The organism is Flavobacterium aestivum, assembly GCF_026870175.2.
GTDB lineage: Bacteria > Bacteroidota > Bacteroidia > Flavobacteriales > Flavobacteriaceae > Flavobacterium > Flavobacterium aestivum.
Map to the genome: position 1 here is coordinate 231917 of NZ_CP113977.2, position 23852 is coordinate 255768.

General features: G+C 35.6%; 15 protein-coding genes and 1 riboswitch. All 15 genes read right to left on the reverse strand.

Annotation, left to right across the window (positions count from 1 at the left end; all coding sequences use genetic code 11):
- Positions 1-5: 5 nt before the first annotated feature.
- The 15 genes from OZP08_RS01165 to thrA all read right to left on the reverse strand — a co-directional run bounded on the left by OZP08_RS01165 (position 6) and on the right by thrA (position 23832).
- Positions 6-5153, reverse strand: coding sequence for a T9SS type B sorting domain-containing protein (locus OZP08_RS01165; protein ID WP_281322785.1), 5148 nt, complete (start codon positions 5151-5153; stop codon positions 6-8).
- 610 nt (positions 5154-5763) lie between these two features.
- Complete coding sequence (gene metF / locus OZP08_RS01170; protein WP_268847944.1) at positions 5764-6720, reverse strand: methylenetetrahydrofolate reductase [NAD(P)H]; 957 nt, start codon at positions 6718-6720, stop codon at positions 5764-5766.
- An 82-nt stretch (positions 6721-6802) separates the two neighbouring features.
- Positions 6803-9484 carry a methionine synthase gene (gene metH / locus OZP08_RS01175; protein ID WP_281322786.1) on the reverse strand — a complete coding sequence of 894 codons (2682 nt, stop codon included), beginning with the start codon at positions 9482-9484 and terminating at the stop codon, positions 6803-6805.
- A gap of 104 nt (positions 9485-9588) precedes the next feature.
- Positions 9589-10590, reverse strand: a complete 1002-nt coding sequence (locus tag OZP08_RS01180) for a homocysteine S-methyltransferase family protein (protein ID WP_268847947.1) — start codon at positions 10588-10590, stop codon at positions 9589-9591.
- A gap of 239 nt (positions 10591-10829) precedes the next feature.
- A riboswitch (SAM riboswitch) is annotated at positions 10830-10937 on the reverse strand.
- Positions 10938-11141: 204 nt separating this feature from the next.
- Positions 11142-12194 (reverse strand): NAD(P)/FAD-dependent oxidoreductase, encoded by a 1053-nt coding sequence (locus OZP08_RS01185; protein ID WP_268847948.1) that lies wholly within the window; start codon positions 12192-12194, stop codon positions 11142-11144.
- 141 nt (positions 12195-12335) lie between these two features.
- Positions 12336-12911: a precorrin-2 dehydrogenase/sirohydrochlorin ferrochelatase family protein gene (locus tag OZP08_RS01190; protein ID WP_281322787.1), complete on the reverse strand. Its 576-nt coding sequence runs from the start codon at positions 12909-12911 to the stop codon at positions 12336-12338.
- 84 nt (positions 12912-12995) lie between these two features.
- A complete protein-coding gene (gene cobA, locus OZP08_RS01195) occupies positions 12996-13763 on the reverse strand; it encodes a uroporphyrinogen-III C-methyltransferase (RefSeq protein ID WP_281322788.1) in 768 nt (255 codons plus the stop codon).
- A 4-nt stretch (positions 13764-13767) separates the two neighbouring features.
- On the reverse strand, positions 13768-15858 hold the full coding sequence (locus tag OZP08_RS01200) for a nitrite/sulfite reductase (RefSeq protein ID WP_281322789.1): 2091 nt from the start codon (positions 15856-15858) through the stop codon (positions 13768-13770).
- An 85-nt stretch (positions 15859-15943) separates the two neighbouring features.
- On the reverse strand, positions 15944-17188 hold the full coding sequence (locus OZP08_RS01205; RefSeq protein WP_281322790.1) for a sulfate adenylyltransferase subunit 1: 1245 nt from the start codon (positions 17186-17188) through the stop codon (positions 15944-15946).
- A gap of 151 nt (positions 17189-17339) precedes the next feature.
- On the reverse strand, positions 17340-18239 hold the full coding sequence (gene cysD / locus OZP08_RS01210; protein WP_268847950.1) for a sulfate adenylyltransferase subunit CysD: 900 nt from the start codon (positions 18237-18239) through the stop codon (positions 17340-17342).
- Positions 18240-18320: 81 nt separating this feature from the next.
- Positions 18321-19022: a phosphoadenylyl-sulfate reductase gene (locus tag OZP08_RS01215; RefSeq protein ID WP_268847951.1), complete on the reverse strand. Its 702-nt coding sequence runs from the start codon at positions 19020-19022 to the stop codon at positions 18321-18323.
- A gap of 112 nt (positions 19023-19134) precedes the next feature.
- Positions 19135-19545, reverse strand: a complete 411-nt coding sequence (locus OZP08_RS01220; RefSeq protein ID WP_268847952.1) for an RrF2 family transcriptional regulator — start codon at positions 19543-19545, stop codon at positions 19135-19137.
- 186 nt (positions 19546-19731) lie between these two features.
- A complete protein-coding gene (locus tag OZP08_RS01225) occupies positions 19732-20904 on the reverse strand; it encodes a trans-sulfuration enzyme family protein (protein ID WP_268847953.1) in 1173 nt (390 codons plus the stop codon).
- Between the two features lie 38 nt (positions 20905-20942).
- On the reverse strand, positions 20943-21377 hold the full coding sequence (locus OZP08_RS01230; protein ID WP_268847954.1) for an OsmC family protein: 435 nt from the start codon (positions 21375-21377) through the stop codon (positions 20943-20945).
- Between the two features lie 40 nt (positions 21378-21417).
- Entirely contained in the window at positions 21418-23832 is a 2415-nt protein-coding gene (gene thrA, locus OZP08_RS01235) for a bifunctional aspartate kinase/homoserine dehydrogenase I (protein ID WP_281322791.1), read from the reverse strand.
- Positions 23833-23852: the final 20 nt, after the last annotated feature.

Here is a 23852-nt window from a genome sequence, read left to right on the forward strand (position 1 = left end):
TTAATTTATCTAAATAAAGTCATTCCTCCGACCAATTCTCTCTTATCATTATCATTGTTTGTTTTAATAACATACCAATAATCACCTGATGGCAATGGCTTGCCTTGATAAGTACCATCCCAACCTAATTCATTATTCCCTTTAAACTTGGCGATCAAACGTTGGTATCTATCATAAATAAGCACTTCAAGATTTGGATAATCTTCAATCCTTGTTGGATACCAATGATCATTTGTACCATCTCCTTCTGGAGAGAAAAATTTAGGGAATTCAATTCCTAAATAATCCAAATATTTACTTTGAGAAGTATAGCATCCTTTTGAATCTTTTACATAAATAGTATAATTACCTGAGGAATAAATCTTAATGATTGGATTAGAAGTATATTCATTTGCATTATTAAGACTGTACTCATAGGGTCCCATACCACCTGAAGGAACTATTTCAAATTGATTTGATCCTAAGTCTGTTATAGAAAAATCAGGCGTTTCTATATCCTGAATAACTTCAACAGTATCAGTTGAACTACATCCAGTCGCCGAATTTTCGACTTTTAAAGTATACGTTCCGATGGTGGTCACCGTAGGAGTCAATGTATTTGTTCCCATTACTATTTTGCCTCCTGTCCATGTGTAAACCATATCAGCCCCATTTGTAGATCCCGTCCCATCAAGTTTTACAACTGGAGACAAACAGGTAATAACTCCAGTATTACCAGCATCAGCTATAGGGAGTACAGTATTATTAGTTACCAAAACACTGTCAGATTGCTTACAGCCTAAAGCTGTATTAGTAACTGTCAAGGTATATGTTCCGGCTGCATTTACAGTTGGTGTCAATGTAGTAGCACCACTAACAATTGTACCTCCTGTCCATAAATAAGTATAACCTGTTGAACTTGATTCAACTCCATTTAAAGTCACTACAGATGATTTACAAGTAATTTCTTTATCATCACCTGCCTTAGCAATTGCATTTATTTCAGTCACTGTAATTTTGGCAGTAACTGGCTCGGTGCAAACCCCAGTTGGCGAAACTGTATAAATATATTCATTGGCATTGACATTACTTCTATTCCAAACACCACCTGTATCAGGTTTTCCGCCTAATTGTGCAAATAATTGTGCCTCTGTAGGTGTAGCTCCTGAACAAATTGTTAACACACCAGTAATTCCAGCGTTTGCCTTTGCTTGTGTCGTTACTGTTACTGTAGCTGTTGCATATGAGCTACATGGACTTTCTCCTTTTACTTTATAAGTATATATATTTCCAACATTTGTCCATTTCCCTCCTATATCTGGATGTCCTCCCAGCTGATCAAACAATTGTTTATCAGTAGGTCTGGTTCCAGAGCAAATTGTTAACACGCCGTTTACTCCAGCATTTGGTAAAGCTTGTGTTGTCACTATTACTTTAGCAGTAGCAAACAAAGTACATGGAGCCTTTGCGTATACCTTATAAGTATATTCGTTTCCAACATTTGTCCAAGTTCCTCCTGCATCTGGGTTATCTTTTAACTGGGCGAATAATTGCGCATTGGTTGGTGTAGTTCCTAAGCAAATTGTTAGCCTACTATCCGTACCAGCATTTGGTTTTGCCCTTACATAAACCGTCTTAGTATTTCTACTCATAGATAAATCACAAGTCCCGTTAGACACCTTAGTCAAGCGCAAAGTAGTATCCGAAATCGCTCCTATAATACTAACAATAGCTTTTCCATTTGGCTGTATTGTAATTGTCCCAGAAGCTGCTCCATCATATGTTACATTATCCCCAGGTGTCCCAGTTATGGTAAAAGTAATATCTTCTCCTGCACAAATTGGGCTATCAGAAGAACTAAGGAGTTGGGGAACATCTGGAAATGTTGAATTACCGGAAACTGTTACAGTAGCAGGTGTAGAATTACATCCTGATCCTTCTGCATTAGTAACCACTAATGTATAGGTTCCCGCAGCACTAACTACCGGATTCAATGTAGTTGCACCACTTGTAATTATACCACCTGTCGTTGTCCAATGATAAGTGATACCTACCCCTGTTGTTGAGCCAGTTCCGTCTAAAGTAACTGTTGGACTTGCACAACTAATACTAGGATTTATTGAAGTAATATTAGCTACAGGAATAGTACAAGGCGGTATTGGACTAGCCTGACATGTTTTTGTTTCTATTGCAAAACAAATACCAGTAGCTCCAGTAGGAGTAATAGAAATAGTTACATTATCTGATGCATTTAATGATGCTACTGAATAAGTTAACAGATTACCAATAGCTCCTATATTTTGTATTGGATTGCTATTTACTTGATAAGAAACCGTATAATTTGTAGCTCCAGAAACGGCACCCCAATTAAATGTTACGGAATTTTGTGTAGGTGTACCACATGAAATTACAGGTTTCAATAATGGATTTACTCTAATGGTATTAGTCTCTGTTAATGCATGATTACAAGTACCATCACTCACATTCGTTAAGTTCAAAGTTGCATCTGCAGTAACCCCATTAACAGTAACATCAACTGTCCCTCCAACACCTACTATTGCTGTACCTGATGCTGCTCCAGTGTAGGTTACGGTATTTCCTGCTTTTCCAGATATTTTGAAAACTGCATTATCCCCAGAACAAATTGGACTGCTTGAACTCAACGTTGCTCTTAGCTCTGTCACTTCTAGCCTTTTAGTTATTGGTGGCAGGGAACATCCATAAGACGTAATTTCCAAGGTATATTCTCCTGAGTCTGCAGATGTAACCGCAGCTATTGTATATGTTTTACTAGTAGAGACAACAGTCCCTGCGGGATTTATCCATTTGTAAGTAATACGTGAATCAGTATCCAAATACTTTTGCATGACTGGTAATAGATCTGCGTCTGCATCATAAGTCACACTAAACTCGGCCTTATCTCCTTCACAAAGCTTATCAGGCATTGTTTCTTTGTATTTAATATCATCAAAATCATCTACATTAAACAAAAACATCTGCACTCCCGATACACCAGCACCATATCCAACATTCCTAAATCCTATTTTTTGGGGTTTAGTACAATCTTGATCTACATATATAACATGTACTTTCCCTGGCTTTGTGTAACGAGTATCTGTTCTTCCTCCTTGAAATTGAGATTGAGTTTCTGGAACTGAAGCCCATGCACGAGAATCAATTAAAGTTCCATTATTTATAGGAATAGCTGGTTCCTCTCCTGCTAGTGGAGTTACAAAATTTTTCTGCTCTACAAACATTTTACCCAATACTGGTGTATCGTTGTTATTACGTACTCCAGCGTATATACCATCTTTACTTAAAAAACCATTTCCATGTAAACGATAGTATTTACCTTTAACTGTTTCTCCTCCTGTTTGAAATTCTATATTGTAAATATAAAGACCTGTGTCCTGAATTTTCCAAATGAATCTGTCTGCAGCAAGTCCAAAACCGAGATAATAATCTGCACTATTCACGACACCTCCTGTTATAGCGGGATCAGCCGAAGTCGTATATAACCCATGTCCATCTATACCTCTAGGAAAGCAAGGTGATGCAGGACTATTACCATTTGTATTTGGCGGTGTACATGGTCCTTGATTTGGTCCTCCATAACCACTATCATTATTTCTGAAATTTTGAGTATTGAATATTGTTCCAGTAGTATAATTTACAATATCAATCTTACCTGCCTGGTTATTAAGCTGATGAAACCATCTTTCAATTAAAGTCCCTCCAGAATATTTATCCCAAGACCACTCATTTCCTCCTGGTAAATTTTGTGTTTCGATCAAATGAATTCTATTGTCATGGGTCATGTATTGCCATCCACCAGTTCCTTCATAACTAAGCATGTGCACTTTTTTTCCTGGCACCACCTTACAATCTAATATTCTTTGCTTATCAATCCATTTTTCTGTTGGCTTTTCTTCTACTTTTGATAGTACTGTTTTACATATATCTACCATTAATGCTCGTGAAGTTGTCAAGGTATGATCTGCGTTCATCCTTCTATAATATTCTGCATTAAAGTTTTTAAAGAAATTATTATCCTCGACATACATTTTATAAAATGCCGCAGAACCTGTACCATAGCGTTCTAACTGCGCTCCAATTCCTTGATCACTTGACCAAAAATCAGTAGTTGTTAGTTGGGGATGATTCTGAAAATCATAATCCCAATCAAAGGCATATCCATCTTCGTGGCTCCAGTGCTTATTTAAATAACTTATTCCCGCCGGAAAATAATTAGGGTAAGCTGCTGCAAATTTGTCCATTACAATTTCTGCAACACAATCAGCCATTCCTTCTTCAAAACCACTTAGTGTATTATCATAATGCCACACATTACTACTAGACAGGCATACATTGTCACGCCAAGCATGAATCAATTCATGAACCATAAGGCGAGGTTGTGTCATTTTTCCCGAAGCATCTGCGGTAAATTGAGTAGTAATCCGGTTTGGCCCATTATAAAATGTATTTGTTCCAGCGGAATTTCCATCATTGATTACGTTTACTGTATATGCATGAGAAGAAGCCCCATATACTTGTTCTACTATAGGTATAACTTTACTATAAAAATCCATCATATTGGCTGACTCTCCTGCTGTAAATCCGCTTTTTCCATTGATCCCATAATTAGTCTCAACATTTACAGTCAAAGCATTTCCTGCAACACCTAAGTCTTGCCAAGTAAAATTTAAAGGACCAACCACTGTGTCAGTACCTCCATTAAAAAGATGAAAATAAAAGTTTTGTCCTTGTGCAAATGTCGTTCCTAAAGCTAATGCTGACAAACGCAACTCTTCATAACTATATCCTCCTGTTGATTTATCAGTTGAATTTAAGCCTTGCCCCCATTTTATATTCTGAGCATTAGTACCATTTGGAGTTGGATCTGTTCCAATCGAAAAACTGTCGAATCCACCAACAGGCCAATTTACAAAAGCACTATGAATACTTTCAACACTGCCTACATACCCAGTAGCTGCAATTCCTGCAGCACCAACTATTTTTGTTTTTCCCGGCTTCTTTGAACTAGGTGACATTGGTAATGGAGGTGGTACAACTGCTGGCTTACAACCAACTGGAACTGGAGAAATTGTTCTTGGATCTACTTGTGCAAAAACCGAACAGCTTAAAAAAATGAATAATATATATATTTTTTTCATTTGATGTGGTATTTATTGTTCTTTATCAGTATCGCGATAATTATCGAAAATAATTTGCAAATCATCATTGGTTATTCACCAATTATGAATCATGCTAATTCAATACTGCAGATATTATTTGTTCTTTTTTGGATTTTTTGTCGTTACTACTCATGTTCCTTTTTGGTTATAGAATCATGACTATTTCACTACAAAAATTGGTATATTATGTCGACAAAAAACGTATTTTATCGATTAAATAAAAGTATACCTTTAGACTTGAACCATTACGACTCAATATTAATCAATATTAATACTAAGTTAACATGTTCTTAATATTCTGACGTTTTAAAAAAAATAAATCATTAAATACTGATAAACATAGAGTTAAAAATATATCAATAAAAAAACTCGTTCCAAATAGGAACGAGTCTTTCTATCATTGTCTAATGTGCTGTCCTGAAATAACTTTTTTGTGTGTTGTTATTTCAGTATTAAATATTTATTTCCTTTTTTAATTTAAATTAAAAAGCCAAACAGGTTTATAAAACCTATTTGGCTCGAATTAAATAATAAACTTTCTTTATTAAGATTATTTCTTTCCTAATAAGATCAGGACTCTTAATGAGTTTTAAAAAACCTTACTGGCTATTTGTCGGATATTTTCAGATTTTCCCATAGAATAATAGTGCAATACTGGTACTCCGGCCGCTTTCAATTCTATTGATTGTTGTATAGCCCACTCGATACCCACTTCTCGGATTTCGGCATTATTTTTACATTTATCAACTGCATTTATTAAATCTTCGGGCAAATCGATTCGGAATATTTGAGGCAATATTTGCAAATGCCTTTGTATTGCAATAGGCTTTATTCCTGGAATAATAGGAACTGTAATTCCTATTTCTCTGGCTTTGGCTACAAACTCAAAATATTTAGCATTATCAAAAAACATTTGAGTAACTACATAATCAGCTCCTGCTTCTACTTTTTCTTTTAGCCTTTTTAAATCTGAAGTTAAAGAAGGAGATTCTAAATGTTTCTCTGGATAACCAGCTACACCAATACAAAAATCGGCCTTATTATCGACATCCATTACGTCGTGTAAATACTTTCCGCAATTCAATCGATTAATCTGACTAACCAAATCAACTGCAAAACTATTACCCCCAGCTTTCGGTACAAAAGATTGTTCATCCTTCATTGCATCGCCACGAAGTGCCATTACATTATTAATCCCCAGATAATGACAATCAACCAACATATACTCTGTTTCTTCTTTTGTAAATCCTCCGCAAAGCAAGTGTGGCACCGTATCTACATTATATTTATGCTTTATCGAAGCACAAATACCCAATGTTCCAGGACGCATTCTGGTTAGTTTCTTATCTAATAATCCGTTGCCTTTATCGATATAAATATACTCTTCACGTGAAGTTGTCACATCTATAAATGGAGGCTTAAACTCCATTAGCGGATCTATATTATCATATAACTCCTGAATACTTTTCCCTTTTTGTGGTGGTATAATTTCGAAAGAGAATAATGTTTCTCCTTTGGCATTTCCTATATGTTCTGTTACCTTCATTTTTATGTCTTAAAGTTTGAAAGTCGAAAGTCAAAAGTCCCTCTCTTTATGACTTTTGACTTTATGACTTTATGACTATTTTTTAATCTGCTATATTCGGATTCAACCATTTCATAGCCATATCGGTTGAAATGTTTCTTCTTTTAGCGTAATCAATAACCTGGTCTTCTTTTATTTTCCCGAGACCAAAATACTTGCTTTCCGGATTTCCAAAATAATATCCAGAAACCGATGACGCCGGCCACATTGCCATACTTTCTGTCAAGGTCACTCCGATTTCTTTCTCTACATTCAGTAATTTCCAGATCGTTGGTTTCTCCAAATGGTCTGGACAAGCCGGATAACCCGGTGCCGGGCGGATTCCTTTATAGTCTTCATCAATAAGCGCTTCTTTGCTTAAAACCTCATCTGCAGCATAACCCCAAATTTCTTTACGGATTTTTTCGTGTAAATATTCGGCAAAAGCTTCTGCAAATCGGTCAGCCAAAGCTTTGACCATAATCGAATTGTAATCGTCCAAATCCTTTTCGAATTCAGCCGCCCATTCATCTACGCCAAAACCGGTAGTTACACAAAATGCTCCCATATAATCTACTTTTCCACTCTCTTTTGGAGCAATAAAGTCTGACAATGCAATATTTGGAGCTCCTTTGGTTTTCTGTGACTGCTGTCTTAAAGTTAAGAATGTCTGTAATGGCTTTCCGTTTTCATCAGTCAATTCAATATCATCATCATTGACTTGGTTCGCAGGGAAAATTCCATAGATACCTTTTGCCTGTAATTTCTTTTCTCTCAAAATTACTTCCAACATTTTCTGAGCATCTGCATAAACAGAAGTCGCTTGCTCTCCCACTACTTCATCGGTTAAAATCGCTGGATATTTTCCGAACAATTCCCATGTTCTAAAAAATGGTGTCCAATCTATATACGGAACCAATACATCCAGATCTACTTCGATAGTTTGCTCTCCGATAACCTTTGGTTTTGTTGGCTCAAAATGCTTCCAATCCAATAGCAATTTATTTTTACGGGCTTGCTCGATAGTTAGGAAATTCTTGTCACGTGAACGGTTCAAAAATGTTTCTCTAAACGCATCATATTCTGCACGAATATCACTTGCATAAATTTTTCGATTGTGATCCAATAAATTTCCTGCCACAGTAACAGCTCTCGAAGCATCATTTACGTGAATCACTGTTTGTCTGTATTGCGGAGCAATTTTCACTGCTGTATGTGCACGTGAAGTAGTTGCACCACCAATCATTACAGGAATTTTAATATCTCTTTTATCTAATTCTTTCGCCAGATACACCATTTCATCCAATGACGGCGTGATTAATCCGCTCAATCCAATAATATCTACGTTGTGTTCTATAGCAGCTGCAATAATTTTTTCAGGAGGCACCATAACCCCTAAGTCTACAATCTCATAATTATTACAAGCCAATACCACTGAAACAATATTTTTACCAATATCATGTACATCGCCTTTTACGGTTGCCATTAGGATTTTACCATTCCCTTGTTTGTCTCCGGCTTGTTTACTGGCTTCAATAAATGGTAATAAGTAAGCTACCGCTTTTTTCATCACACGAGCCGATTTTACCACTTGTGGCAAAAACATTTTCCCGGAACCAAACAAATCTCCCACTACATTCATTCCTGCCATCAGGTTGATTTCGATCACTTCGATAGGTTTTGTGGCTGCCAATCGGGCTTCCTCAACATCAACTTCAATAAATTCATCTACTCCTTTTACCAAGGAATGTGTAATTCTTTCTTGAACAGTTCCCGATCTCCATTCTTGAACCACTTTCTCGTTGCTCTTTACATCTCCTTTTACATTTTCAGCAAAATCCAATAATCGTTCTGTAGCATCATCACGTCTGTCTAGAATTACATCTTCTACGTGCTCCAATAAATCTTTTGGAATCTCATCGTAAATAGAAAGCATCTCTGGATTTACAATTCCCATTGTCATTCCGTTCTTAATAGCATGGTACAAGAAAACTGAGTGCATCGCTTCTCTCACGACATCATTTCCTCTAAACGAAAACGAAACGTTGCTCACCCCACCACTAATGTGTGCGTGTGGTAAATTTTCTCGAACCCATTTGGTTCCTCTAAAGAAATCCAAAGCATTCAAACGGTGTTCCTCCATACCTGTCGCTACGGGGAATATATTCAAATCGAAAATGATATCCTGTGGAGGGAAATCTATCTTGTTTACCAAAATATCATACGAACGCTGGCAAATCTCAATTCTACGATCGTAATTATCTGCCTGTCCCACTTCATCAAAAGCCATTACAATTACAGCTGCTCCGTAACGCTTTATTAATTTGGCATGATGTATAAATGCTTCTTCTCCTTCTTTTAACGAAATCGAGTTTACTACACATTTTCCTTGTACAACTTTCAAACCAGCCTCAATGATTTCCCATTTTGAACTGTCAATCATAATTGGTACACGAGAAATATCTGGTTCGGCAGCAATCAAATTCAGGAATTTGGTCATAGCATAAGCGCCATCCAACATCCCCTCATCCATATTGATATCGATGATTTGAGCTCCTCCTTCTACTTGCTGTCTAGCAATATCGAGTGCTTCCTCATATTTTTCTTCCTTGATTAATCGAAGAAACTTTCTGGAACCTGTTACATTGGTTCTCTCCCCAACATTTACAAATACGCTATTTGGTGTAATGATTAAAGGCTCTAATCCTGATAATACCAGATTTCTTCTATCTTTATTGTGTACCATTTTTTTATTTTGAGTTACTAAGTTTCTAAGTTGCTTAGAATCTGAGTTTTTATTATTCTCGTCTACGATTAAAAACTGTAGACATATTTATTTTAATTATTAGACTACATCACAGCCGTCGAAACTCTCGGTTTATAATCCTTAGCTATATCTGCAATCAGCTTGATATGTTGAGGAGTTGTACCACAACAACCGCCTATAATGTTTATTAAATTATCGTCTAAATAACTTTTAATTTGTGCTTGCATTTCCTCTGGTGTTTCATCATACTCTCCGAAGGCGTTTGGCAATCCGGCATTAGGATGTGCTGAAACATTAAATGAAGTATGTTGAGACAAGGTTTGTAAATACGGTTTCAACAAATCGGCACCAAGTGCACAATTGAATCCTACACTCAATAATGGAATATGAGAAACTGAAATCAGGAACGCTTCTACCGTTTGTCCTGAAAGTGTTCTTCCGGAAGCATCTGTAATGGTTCCTGAAACCATAATTGGAATATCAATATTGCGTTCTTCTTTGACTTCTTCGATCGCAAAAAGTGCTGCTTTGGCATTTAATGTATCAAAAATTGTTTCTACCAAAAGTAAATCGCAACCTCCATCCATTAAGGCTTCAACTTGTTGTTTGTAAGCGATTCGTAAATCATCAAATGTTACTGCTCTGTATCCTGGATCATTTACATCTGGTGACATACTTGCCGTACGGTTTGTTGGACCTATTGAACCTGCAACAAAACGAGGTTGATTTGGATTTTTAGCCGTGAATTCATCAGCTACTTCACGGGCAATTTTTGCCGATTCGTAGTTTAATTCATAAACTAAATCCTCCAAATAATAATCTGCCATTCCTATGGTGGTCCCTGAGAAAGTGTTTGTTTCTACAATATCAGCTCCTGCCTCAAAATAAGCTGCGTGAACTTCTTTGATAGCTTGTGGCTGTGTTATGGACAACAAATCGTTGTTCCCTTTAAGCGGATGTGGAAAATCTTTGAATCGCTCCCCACGAAAATCTTCTTCAGAGAAATTATAGCGTTGCAGCATGGTTCCCATTGCTCCATCGAGTATGAGTATTCTCTTTTTTATTTCTTCTTGAATTCTTGACATATTTTTTATTTCTCGCAAAGACGCAAAGGCGCTAAGCTTTTATTATTAATTCCAAAAAAACAATGTTTTTGGCTCTTTAGCCCCGATGGAAGCGATATCCTTTTATTCTGGCGTTCAGAATAAAAGATATAGCGTACAGCGGGAACGTTAATGGCAAAAACGCGCCATTTATTCGCTCTAAAAAAAATATCGAAATGTTGTCAGGAAAAGTTTTGAAAAATACTAAGGATGTATTCTTTATGTTATCTATCCGCGCTATGCTTGGTAGAATGTAGCACCTTCTTTAAAAAAGTAAAGGGTTGCTAAGGTTTCATCGGGTCTTTTCCCTCCGCCTTTCGTGATAACTTTCAATAAAAAATAAGAACGGTGCAAAGTAAAGACATAACGCTAACAATTGCAAGTTTTTTTATAAGATTCTAAGGGGCTTAGTTACTAAGCCTCTAAGTTGAATACCTATTAATAAAAAAGCTCAAACTATATTTCAAGTTTGAGCTTTTCTATTTAAAAAAATCTTAGAAACTTAGTTTCCTAGAGATTTAGTATCTCTCAAACTAAACAATAGCTTTTACTACTGCTTTTGGAGCTTCTTTACGAGTTCCGTCGAATCCGTCAACTCCGGAAACGGTGGTGTACTTCATCACATATTTTTTACCTGGATTGATAATTTGGTATGCCGCTTGACACATTAATGTGGCTTCGTGGAATCCGCAAAGAATCAATTTTAGTTTTCCCGGATAAGTGTTTACGTCACCTATGGCGAAAATTCCAGGAATATTGGTTTGATAATCTAATGCATTGTTTACTTTGATGGCATTTTTTTCGATTTCTAATCCCCAGTGTCCGATTGGACCTAATTTTGGTGTTAATCCAAAAAGCGGAATAAAATAATCGCATTTGATGTTTTGGTGTGCTCCATCTTCATCAACATCTACAGACTCTAAATGCTCTGCTCCGTTTAATCCAACAACTTCACCTGGAGTAATCAATTTGATTTTTCCTGCTGATTTCAGTTCCTGTACTTTTTCTACTGAATCTAATGCTCCTCTAAATTCGTTTCTTCGGTGGATTAATGTTACCTCCGAAGCTACATTCGCCAAGAAGATACTCCAGTCTAATGCTGAATCTCCTCCTCCGGAAATTACAACTCTTTTGTCTCTGAATTTTTCTGGATTTTTGATAAAGTATTTCACTCCTTTATCTTCGTAGAACTCGATGTCTTCGATAAGTGGTTTTCTTGGTTCGAAACTTCCTAATCCCCCTGCAATAGCAATTACTGGTGCGTGGAATTTCTTTCCTTTATTAGACGTAACAATAAAGCTTCCATCTTCTTGTTTCTCGATAGTTTCTGCACGCTCTCCAAGAGTAAATCCAGGCTCAAACTGCTTGATTTGTTCCATTAAACCGTCTATCAAATCTCCTGCCAATACTTCTGGAAATCCAGGAATATCGTAGATTGGTTTCTTTGGATACAACTCTGACAATTGTCCTCCCGGTTGCGGTAAGGCATCCAAAATATGACATTTTAATTTTAATAATCCTGCTTCGAAAACTGCAAATAAACCTGTTGGTCCTGCTCCTATTATTAGTATGTCTGTTTTAACCATTTTTCTATTCTTTATATAATTATGCTAAAATTTGTATGCAAATGAACGAATGATTTTTATTAGTTTAAATGACATTTGTCACAAACCGTTTTTTCTTTTCCATTCGCTGTATTCTCTTTATTCTATTCTCAGTAAATTAATTTACTTTCTTAACCCCTCTGTGATTTCATTCATTTTTTGAACTTTCTCTTCAAAATTACCTTTCAGAGTCTTTCGGTATTCATTTAGGTTCTCAACCATTTTATTAATATCCTCCGGAATTACTTCTTCAAAAAACTCACGCAATCTTTTGGCTGTTGTTGGTGATTTTCCGTTGGTCGAAATAGCAATTTTCACGTTTCCTTTGGTTACAATTCCTCCCAAGTAATAATCGCATAAATCGGGCGTATCTGCAATATTACAAATCAAATAACGCTTTCGAGCTAGCTCATAAACTCTTTTATTGACTTTTAAATCATCTGTACAAGCAATAACCATATGTCTTTTTTTCAACATTTTTTTCTTGAACTTCGCTTGGGTCAATTTTACCGAAGGATGCTTTTCTACTAATGCTTCCAACTCAGGTATGAACTTTGGGGCCACAACCTCAACATTGGCATTGGGACTGGATTTCAACATAAACGACAACTTCTCTAAGCCTACATTTCCACCACCTACTATAAGTACATTGATGTTATGCAGTTTTAAAAAAATAGGATATAATTCGTTCCTTTCCATTGTTGTTCATTAATTTTCTTAATTGAAATCTTCCCGAGCTATCAAAGCTACAATTAATTATCGCTTCTAAGGTGTTTTATTGCTTTATGAAATAATTTCCCTTGATAAAAATTCTTCGTAAAATCCTTTTAATTTATTGCTTTCCTTGACCACTTCTCCAATTACGATAATTGCCGGTGAACTTAATTTGTTTTTGGCAACCACTTCTTGGATTGTATCAATTGTTCCCACTCCTATTTTTTCATTTGGTGTTGTACCGTTTTGAATAATTGCCACCGGAGTTTCCCCTTTAGACTCCTTTTGAAATAATGTCACAATTTGTGATAACTTACTCATTCCCATCAAAATCACCACTGTTGCTGATGATTGTGCTGCGAGTACAATATCATTAGACAATTTTCTACTTGAAGTCGTTCCTGTAATTACCCAAAAACTTTCTGAAGTTCCTCTTTTGGTTAATGAAATTCCCTGATAAGCAGGAACTGCAATCGCCGATGAAATTCCGGGTACTACAAATGTAGGAATTCCAAAACTTTCTATGTACTCTATTTCTTCGCTACCTCTGCCAAAAATAAACGGATCTCCTCCTTTTAGTCTAACCACATGTCCATAAGTAAGCGCATTATCTACAATCAATTGATTAATTTGATCTTGCGAATATTCATGGCGACCCACTCTTTTCCCCACAAATATTTTTATGGCATCTTGAGGAGCGTGATTCATTATTTCTTCATTTGCCAAAGCATCGTACAAAACCACGTTCGCTTCAGCAAGTGCTTTTACTCCTTTTAGGGTAAGCAAATCTGGATCGCCAGGTCCGGCGCCTACTAAAGTTACTTTGGGTTCTATCATTTTTTTATGCATTAGCTAAATCATTTGCTCTGTATTCTTCTATTTTTCCAAAGAAGGTTACAGCATCTTGTATATATTTTTGTGCAAACACCTCAGATGGTTCATTCGCTTTGATTTGATAAACCAAATCTTTGAATGCTGAACCTAACTCTATTTTTTTGCTCTCAATGAAAACGGTATCAAATAAATCGATAATTCCTGCGTGGTGATTTGTTTTTTCTTTTTCTGCCAATAATAAGGCTTTGGCTCCATTTACAAATCCGGCATAAGCCAAATAAATTGCATCTGCCCATTTTTTATCATCAAAAGCTTCTTGAGCAAAAGTTAATTTATCTTTAGCTTCAAATAACAATGTAGCCACTAAGTCAATTACAACACCGGCACACTCTCCAACTCCAACTGCTTTTACGTAGTTGTCGGCATTTCCCCAATCTACAAAATCAGCTTCGGTCAAATTAGTCACATCTGCCAATGGTTTCAAAAACTCATAGAAATATTTTTCTCCTTTGGAATCGTAATAATTCAAGAATGATTCTCCGTTTGCATTAGCTTCAAAATCATTTAAGATTAATCGTAAAGCTTCCGGTCCTCTTCGGCTTGGAATTTTGATTACTTTATCAGAAAAACGTCCTTCTCCATTTCCTAAATTTCCACCACCTAATAATACCTGAAGTGCTGGAGCTACTAGTTTCCCTGCATTAATAGACATTCCTTGGAAACCTATTTCTGCCATATTGTGTTGTCCACAAGCATTCATACATCCGCTAATTTTTATAGCGATTTCCTGATTGTTGCTGTATTGTGGATATTCTGTTGCAAAAACTCTTTCTAATTCAGTAGCTATTCCTGTACTGCTTGCAATTCCTAAATTACAAGTATCTGTTCCTGGACAAGCGGTAATATCTGCAACGGTATTGTATCCTAATGTCACAAAATCCAACTTAGCTAATTCCTGATAGAAAAAAGGAAGATTTTCTTCTTTAATATTACGGATAAGAATATTTTGTCTCAATGTGAAACGCAATTCATTCGCTCCATAATTTTTGATTAAATCTGCCAATAATCTTGCTTTGTCTATATAAAAATCTCCTAGAGAAACCTTAATACCAATAGCAACGTATCCTGCTTGTTTTTGTGCAATTACATTTGATTTCTTCCAAGCTTCAAAAGCGGCAGTATCATCAATTGTTACTTTTGGAACTTCTAATAATGGGCTTGCAATTGCTCCATCAAAAGCAGTCGTATCAATTTCAACAGTTTGAAATGACAACGCTTTTTTCTCTTCTTCTACCAATCTCAAAAACTCGTCTCTTCCCAAATCTTTGATTAAGAATTTCATACGTGCTTTCAAACGTTTGGCTCTTTCTCCATAACGATCAAAGATTCTTAAAACTCCTTCTGTTGTTGGTATAATTTGATTTACCGGAATAAATTCAGAAAGCAATTCGGCGTGGCTCGGTTGTGATCCTAATCCTCCACCAAGCATTACTTTGAATCCTCTTTCACCATTTACCACTTTTGGAATAAATCCTAAATCGTGTAAATAACTCAAAGCCGTATCTTTATCTGATGAAGAAAATGACATCTTGAATTTACGTCCCATTTCCTGACATACTGGGTTTCTCAAGAAAAATTGAAACAAAGCATGTGCATAAGGCGACACATCAAAAGGTTCGTCTACATCTATTCCTGCTGTTTCACTAGCCGTAATATTTCTCACGGTATTTCCACAAGCTTCTCTCAATGTAACATCGTCTTTTTCTAATTCAGCCCAAAGCTCAGGTGTTCTGTCTAAACTTACATAGTGAATCTGAATATCCTGACGCGTAGTAATGTGCAAACGTCCGGTTGAATATTCTTCAGAAACTTTACAAATACGGTGTAATTGTTCACTTGTTACTTTACCAAAAGGCAGTTTGATACGAATCATTTGAACGCCTTCCTGACGCTGACCATATACTCCTCTTGCTAAACGAAGACTACGAAAACGTTCGTCATCAATTTTTCCGTCACGGAATAAAGCAATTTTTCTTTCTAAATCGATAATGTCTTTTTGGACGATCGGATCTTCTATTTCGGTTCTAAAACTTTGCATATTTTTTAGTTTATGGTTGTTTGTTAATGGTTAATGGTTTTTAGTTCTGTATCATAACTATCAACTAAAACCCTTCAACTTTCAACTATTTTATAAATCCAACTCCTGCTGTTGCGTTCGTTGCTGCATCAATTAAAATGAATGCTCCATTTGATTTGTTATCATTGTAAGCATCAAAATAAATGGCTTTGCTTAATTTTATGGTTACTTCTCCAATTTCATTGATTGCTAATTGAGTGGCTGGTGTTGTTCCAGAGTAATCAGTAGCGATTACATTTTTCACACTGTCAATTTTAGCCAAAACTCTATTGGTATTGTGTTGTACAAAATATTTTGCTCCTGCCACTAATTTTTTACTGTCCATCCAACAAACCGTTGTTGTAATGTCTTTTTCAATTCTAGGAAGCTCATCCGATTTTACAATCATATCACCTCTCGTTACATTGATATCATTTTCTAATTCGATAGTGATTGAAGAACCAGCTGTAGCTTCATCAAACTGTTGGTCAAAAAAGTGAATATTCGTCACTTTTGATTCTGTCAAAGAAGGAAGTACCGTAACTGCATCTCCTACTTTTATATTATTACCGTATAATTTTCCGGCATATCCTCTAAAATCATGATATTCCTCAGTTTTAGGTCTAATTACTGTTTGAACTGGGAAACGTGCTTTTCCGTTTTCGTAAATATCTTTTGGTTCCAAGCCTTCTAAATGTTCCAAAACTGTTTGTCCTGTATACCAAGGCATGTTCTCTGATTTATCTGCCACATTCCCTCCATTGATGGCGCTTAACGGAATATAACTTACGTTTTGTTCTTTGTAGGCACTTTTTGCATTTAATGCTTGAAAATCAGCTTTGATTTTATTAAAAACTTCTTCTGAATAATCTACTAAGTCCATTTTGTTTATAGCAACGATTACATCTTTTACTCTCAATAAATTATTGATGAAAAAGTGACGGTACGTTTGCTCAATTACTCCTTTACGCGCATCAATCAAAATGATAGATACTTGTGAAGTCGATGCTCCGGTTACCATGTTACGAGTATACTCCACATGACCTGGAGTATCGGCGATGATGTAACTTTTTTTCTCTGTAGAAAAATAAATATGCGCTACATCTATTGTAATTCCTTGTTCTCTTTCGGCAACCAAACCGTCAGTAGCCAAAGAAAAATCTAGATAATCGTATCCTTTTTGCTTACTGCTTTTTTCTATTGCTTCAATCTTATCTGTTGTCAATGATTGGGTATCGTATAATAATCTTCCGATTAAAGTACTTTTTCCATCATCTACGCTTCCTGCTGTTGCTATTTTTAAAACTTCCATTTTTTTTATAAGTTATTGGTTGTTGGCTATTGGTTGTTGGTTTTCAAACTATCAACTAAAACCATCAAAATATTAAAACTACTCTTCATGAAATTGGCTCTGATTTCATCATTGAACTATCAACTAAAAACCATCAACCAACAACATTTTTCTAAAAGTATCCTTGTTGTTTTCTTTTTTCCATAGCAGCCTCAGAACGTTTATCATCAATTCTGGCTCCTCTTTCAGAGATGGTAGAAGAACGAATCTCTCCAACTACTTCTTGAATGGTTGCTGCATAAGATTCAACAGCAGCTGTACAACTCATATCCCCAACAGTTCTAAAACGAACAACTCTTTCCTCTACTTCTTCGTCTTCTTCTTGATATACAAAAGGTGAGTGCGACCAAATTAAACCGTCTCTCAAGAAAACTTTACGTTTGTGTGAAAAGTAAATTGATGGAATTTCGATTTGTTCTTGTTCTATGTAACTCCAAACATCTAACTCTGTCCAGTTTGAAATTGGAAAAACACGTACGTTTTGTCCATTTTCAATTTTTCCGTTCAAAAGATCGAACAATTCAGGACGTTGATTTTTTTCATCCCATTGACCAAAATCATCACGAACCGAGAAAATACGTTCTTTGGCTCTTGCTTTTTCCTCGTCTCTACGAGCACCTCCAATACAAGCGTCAAACTTAAATTCTTCGATAGCATCCAATAATGTAGTTGTCTGCAAGCTGTTTCTACTTGAATATTTCCCAGACTCTTCTACTACTTTCCCTTCATCAATAGCGTCTTGTACATTACGAACGATTAATTCTAATCCTAACTCAGCTACCAATTTGTCTCTAAACTCAATCGTTTCTGGAAAATTATGCCCTGTATCTACGTGTAACAACGGAAAAGGAATTTTAGCCGGAAAAAAGGCTTTTTGTGCCAAACGCACCAATGTGATCGAATCTTTACCGCCTGAGAAAAGCAAAACGGGTTTGTCAAATTGAGAAATTACTTCTCTGAATATGTAAATTGCTTCGCTTTCTAAAGCATTTGTTTTTAATATTGAACTCATTTTTTTTATTTAAAGATTAAATGATTTAAAAAATTTAAAAATTCCAATAATCATTTATAATTTATAATTCCTAATTTAAAATCACTTCTGGTGTAAGCCACATTCTTTATGACTGGATTCCCATGACCATCTTCCTGCTCTGATATCTTCTCCTTCTACAATGGCTCTTGTACAAGGCGCACAACCTATACTTACAAATCCTTTTTTGTGTAAAGCATTTTGTGGCACATTATTATCATCAATATATTTTTGAACTTCTTCCAAACTCCATTTTAGCAATGGGTTGAATTTTATAATATTAAAATGAGCATCGTATTCAAAGACAGCCAAATTATTTCTGTTTTCCGATTGTTCGGCACGCAATCCTGTAATCCAGATTTCGTTTCCTTTTAGAGCTTTGGTTAACGGCACTACTTTTCGAATAAAACAACATTCTTTTCTATTCTCCACTGATTCATAGAAACTGTTTGGCCCTTTTTTATTCAATAAATTTTCTACATCACTAGCTTCTGGAAAATAAGTTTGAATTGCTACTTTGTACTTCTTTACTGTTCTATGAAAAACATCATACGTTTCTTGAAACAATCTGCCGGTATCTAATGTAAAAATGTTGATTGGCAAATCATTTTTAGCAATCAAAGCTGTTATAACCTGATCTTCCTGTCCAAATGAAGTAGAAAAAACCACTTTCCCTTTGTATTCATTAGCTAAAAAAGCCAATGTTTCCTCAATCGAGAAACCTGCCGTTTTTTCTAATAAAGTATTTACTGTCTCTGTGCTCATTTTATTCTTCCTTTTAGTTTTAAATCCATTACCCTATCGGCTTACTAGATTATGATGCAAAAGTAATACTTTTTTTTAAATTGAAAATTATTTTTTTAAAAAAATTAATAGATTAAAATGCAATATCTGCAAGTGAGTTACTTTCTAAAACCTTGAGGGTATTATCTCTAACCTCTGTCATTAAGCGTCGTGCTGCGCAGGTAGTCTCGTCATCACAATCATCACACTTTTCATAAAAATTGTGACTCGCACATGGAAGCAAAGCTATAGGTCCTTCAAGTATACGGTATACTTTGGCCATACTGATATCTTTTGGGTCTTTTATCAGATAGTAACCACCGCCTTTCCCTTTTTTTGCTCCAAGAAAACCGGAGTTTCTAAGCAATAACAAAATACTTTCCAAAAACTTAATTGAAATATGCTCATTTTTGGCAATTTCAGCAATTTGGACAGGGTTATTATTTTCTTGGCGTGCCAAAAAAGTCAGTGCCTTTATTCCGTATTTTGTTTTCTTTGAAAGCATTATGATCTAAGATTGCGAATTAACGATTGTAGATTTTTGGTTTATATCCTATTACGAAGCTACAAACTTTATCCTTTTGTAAGTCAATAGTCTTAAATTATTTTAAAACAAATGATGATTAACAATCTTGCTAGATTGAAAATCTGCAATCTAAAATCGTTAATCATCATTCAAAAATCAAAATCTCTAAGAAAGCGCTTGCTCTAAATCGGCAATTACATCTTCTACGGTTTCCAATCCTACGGATACACGTACCAAACCATCTGTAATACTCACAGCCAAACGTTCCTCAACAGTCAATTTACTGTGTGTTGTAGAGGCTGGATGCGTAACTATTGTTCTCGTATCTCCTAAATTTGGCGATAACGAACATAATTTTATTTTATCCAAAAAGGCTCTTCCTGCTTCGATTCCGCCTTTGATTTCAAAAGCAACAATGTTTCCTCCCAATTTCATTTGCTTTTTGGCTATTTCGTATTGTGGATGCGATTTCAGGAATGGATATTTAACACTGTTCACGCTTGGATGGCTTTCCAAAAACGCTGCTACTTTTAACGCATTCTCACAATGTCTTTCAACACGAATTGCCAATGTTTCTAAGCTTTTCGATAATACCCATGCATTAAACGGTGACAATGAAGGTCCTGTAAGCCTAGAAAACAGATAAATATCTTTTATCAAATCAGCATTTCCAACTGTGATTCCTCCTAATACTCTTCCTTGACCATCAATCAATTTAGTAGCTGAATGCACTACCAAATGCGCTCCCCATTTTATTGGTTGTTGAATATACGGAGTAGCAAAACAGTTATCGATAATCAGAATCAGATTATGCTTTTTGGCAATAGCTCCCAAAAGTTCCAAGTCTATAATATCTACTGCTGGATTGGTTGGTGATTCAGCAAAAAGTATCTTAGTATTCGGTTTTATATAACTCTCAATAGTCTCCGGTTTAGTAAGATCAAAATATGATGTTTCAATATTCCACTTCGGAAAATAATTCATAAACAAGGAATGTGTTGCTCCAAAAACACTACTGGCAGAAACAATATGATCTCCTGATTTCAGCAAAGCTGCAAAAGTAGAATATACTGCCGCCATACCCGATGCAAATGCAAAACCAGCCTCTGCTCCTTCCATTTTACAAACTTTATCTACAAATTCGTTGTTATTTGGATTACTGTATCGGCTATAAATATTGCGATCTTTCTCTTCTGCAAAAGAAGCACGCATATCTTCAGCATCTTCAAATACAAAACTAGATGTTAAGTACAAAGGCACTGAATGCTCCAAAAATTGTGTTCTTTCTAATTGATTACGGATGGCCTGTGTTTCAAAACCACATTCTTGTTCGTTCATTGTTTTATTGTTTGTTGTTTTTTGTTTATGGTAGTCCCTTAGATTTTTGCTAATTCCTCTCCGTTTAGAACTACTTTGTAATGTATCGTTGCGGTTGGTTCCAATGTTTTTGAAACTGAACAGTATTTCTCAAAAGAAAGTTGTGCTGCTCTTGCCGCTTTTTCTCCGTTGATTGGGCCTTCCAAATAAAATACTACATGAATATCTTTGAATGGTTTCGCCTCATCTACCTGTACTCGTTCACCTTCAACCTCTGCTTTGAAAGAGGTGATTTCCTGACGTTGTTTCTTTAGAATCGAAATCATGTCGATACCGCTGCATCCTGCAACGCCCATCAATACCAATTCCATTGGACTCGGTCCCATATTGTCTCCACCAAATTCTGGGCGACTATCTACATTTACGATATGACCTCTTTCATTTTTTAATTCAAAATGAAAGTTTTCGTTTACTCTGTTTAATGTTATTTTCATTTTAGCTTTTTTTATATCTTAAATCTAAATTCTAAAATTATTATCCTTTATCTGATAATCTCAAAATATCTCCAAAAACACCTCTCGCTGTTACTGCCGATCCTGCTCCTGCTCCCTGAATAACAATTGGTCGATCTCCGTAAGATTCTGTGTAAATTTCGAAGAATGAATCCGAACCTTTCAATCCACCCAAAGCGGTATCTTTTGGTACCGAAACCAGTTTCACTTCTAGATTTCCTTTATCATTTTGCAAATCACCCGATAATTCACCGATGTATCTTAACACATGATTTGGTTCTTGATCTGCTTTAATTTTAGCATAAATTGGATCAAACTCTGTCAATTTATTCAAGAAATCTGAAACGTCTCCTTCGCGCAAATGCTCTGGAATTAAATTCTGAATTGCAATTTCTTCAAATTCATTTTGCAGGTCTAATTCTCTAGCCAAAATCAATAATTTTCTTCCCACGTCATTTCCGCAAAGGTCTTCTCTAGGATCTGGTTCTGTGTAGCCATTGTCTATAGCTTCTTTTAATATTTCGCTAAACGGAACATCTTTCGCAGAGAAATTATTGAATAAATAACTCAAAGTTCCTGAAAAAACTCCTTTTATCTTAGTAATGTTTTCACCAGAAAGGTGCAACAATTTTATAGTATCTATCAATGGTAAACCTGCTCCAACATTTGTTTCATAAAGATACGTTTTTTGATTGTCCTCTAATACTTGTCTCAATTGTTTATAAAATGAGTAACTCAAAGTATTGGCTATTTTATTAGACGAAATTAAGTCGAAACTGTTTTCCGCCAACTTGATATAATTTTCAACAAATACAGCAGATGCCGAATTGTCTATCGCAATCAGATTCTCCAAGTGATGTTCATTTGCATAAGCAATAACATCATCTATAGAATATGAAATTCCGTTGTTCTGAATTTCATTTCTCCAATTTGGCGAAACGCCATCTTTATTTAAAAGTACATTTTTAGAATTCGCAATCGCAAATACATTCAATTTGATTCCTTTTCTATTCTCGATTGCATCAGCCGATTCTAAAATCTGATTGATCAATGTTCCTCCTACCAATCCGTGACCAAAAATCGCGATATTGATTTTCTTGGAAACTCCAAAAATTTCTCCATGTATTACATTCAGAGCTTTGTTTAGTTCTGATTTTCTCACCACCAAACTCACGTTTTTCCCTGTAACCGTGTTGTTAAAAAGGATAGGAACGATCTTATTTTTAATCAGTGCTGTATATGGTTTGTGAAACGTACTTAAATCTTGCCCAATAATCGAAATCACCGATACATTATCTGTAACTGTAATTTTATTGACATCTTTAGAATAAAAATCATTTTCAAATTCCTTTTCAAGCTCAATCATTGCACGAGTCGCTTTATCGGCATCAACCACCAATCCGATTCCTCTTTCTGACGAACCTTGTGAAATAATACTAACACTTATTTCGTTATCTCCCATTACTTTAAAAATACGGGCGTCTACACCTGTTTTTCCTAGCAATCCTCTTCCCTCTAGATTTACCAAAGCTACATTCTCTAGAACCGAAAGTGTTTTAATTCCTTCTTTATCAGCATTAGAGGTAATTAATGTTCCTTGGTTTTCATGATTGAATGTATTCAAAATACGAAGCGGAATATTTTTTTCGATCAAAGGAATAATCGTTTTTGCATGCAAAATTGTTGCTCCAAAATTGGCTAACTCATTCGCTTCATTAAAAGACAAATGATCTATTTTTTTCGCGTCCAAAACCAAATCTGGGTTGGCTGTATAAATTCCGTCAACGTGAGTATAATTTTGGAGTTCCGCTGCATCCAAGTAATTAGCCAGTAATGAAGCTGTATAATTACTACCGTTTCTTCCCAGAGTCGTTGCTTCGTTTTTACTATTAGAACCTATAAAACCGGTAACAACATTTACTGTAGAACCATTATTTTGTTTAAAAAAAGCTACTACATTTTTCTTAGAAAGCTGCTCCACTGGTTGTGCATCTCCGTAATTTGAATCGGTTTTGATTAACTCTCTCGTATCTGTAAAACGAGCATTTATACCGTTCTTGACTAGAATAGCGGTTAGTAATTTTGCCGAGATCAATTCTCCTTTAGACAATACCTCATCTTTAATTTTGATGCTGTAATCCCCAATCAAACTCACCCCTTCAAAAAGTTTATCCAACTTATTGAACTCTTCAGATAAATCAACATCATTATAGACACTTTGTTGATAGCTCTTAAAATCTTCTAAAAGTGGCTTGTAATCTCCATTTTTAGAAGCCAATGTCAATATATTTTCTAATTCGTCCGTAGCATTACCACGAGCCGAAACCACAACTGCTATTTGTTCTCCTTTATTTACTTTTCCGGCAATAATTGCCAACACTTTATTGATCCCGTCTCCATTTGACAAAGACTTTCCTCCAAATTTTAATATTTTCATTTTTTGATATATTTTTCTAG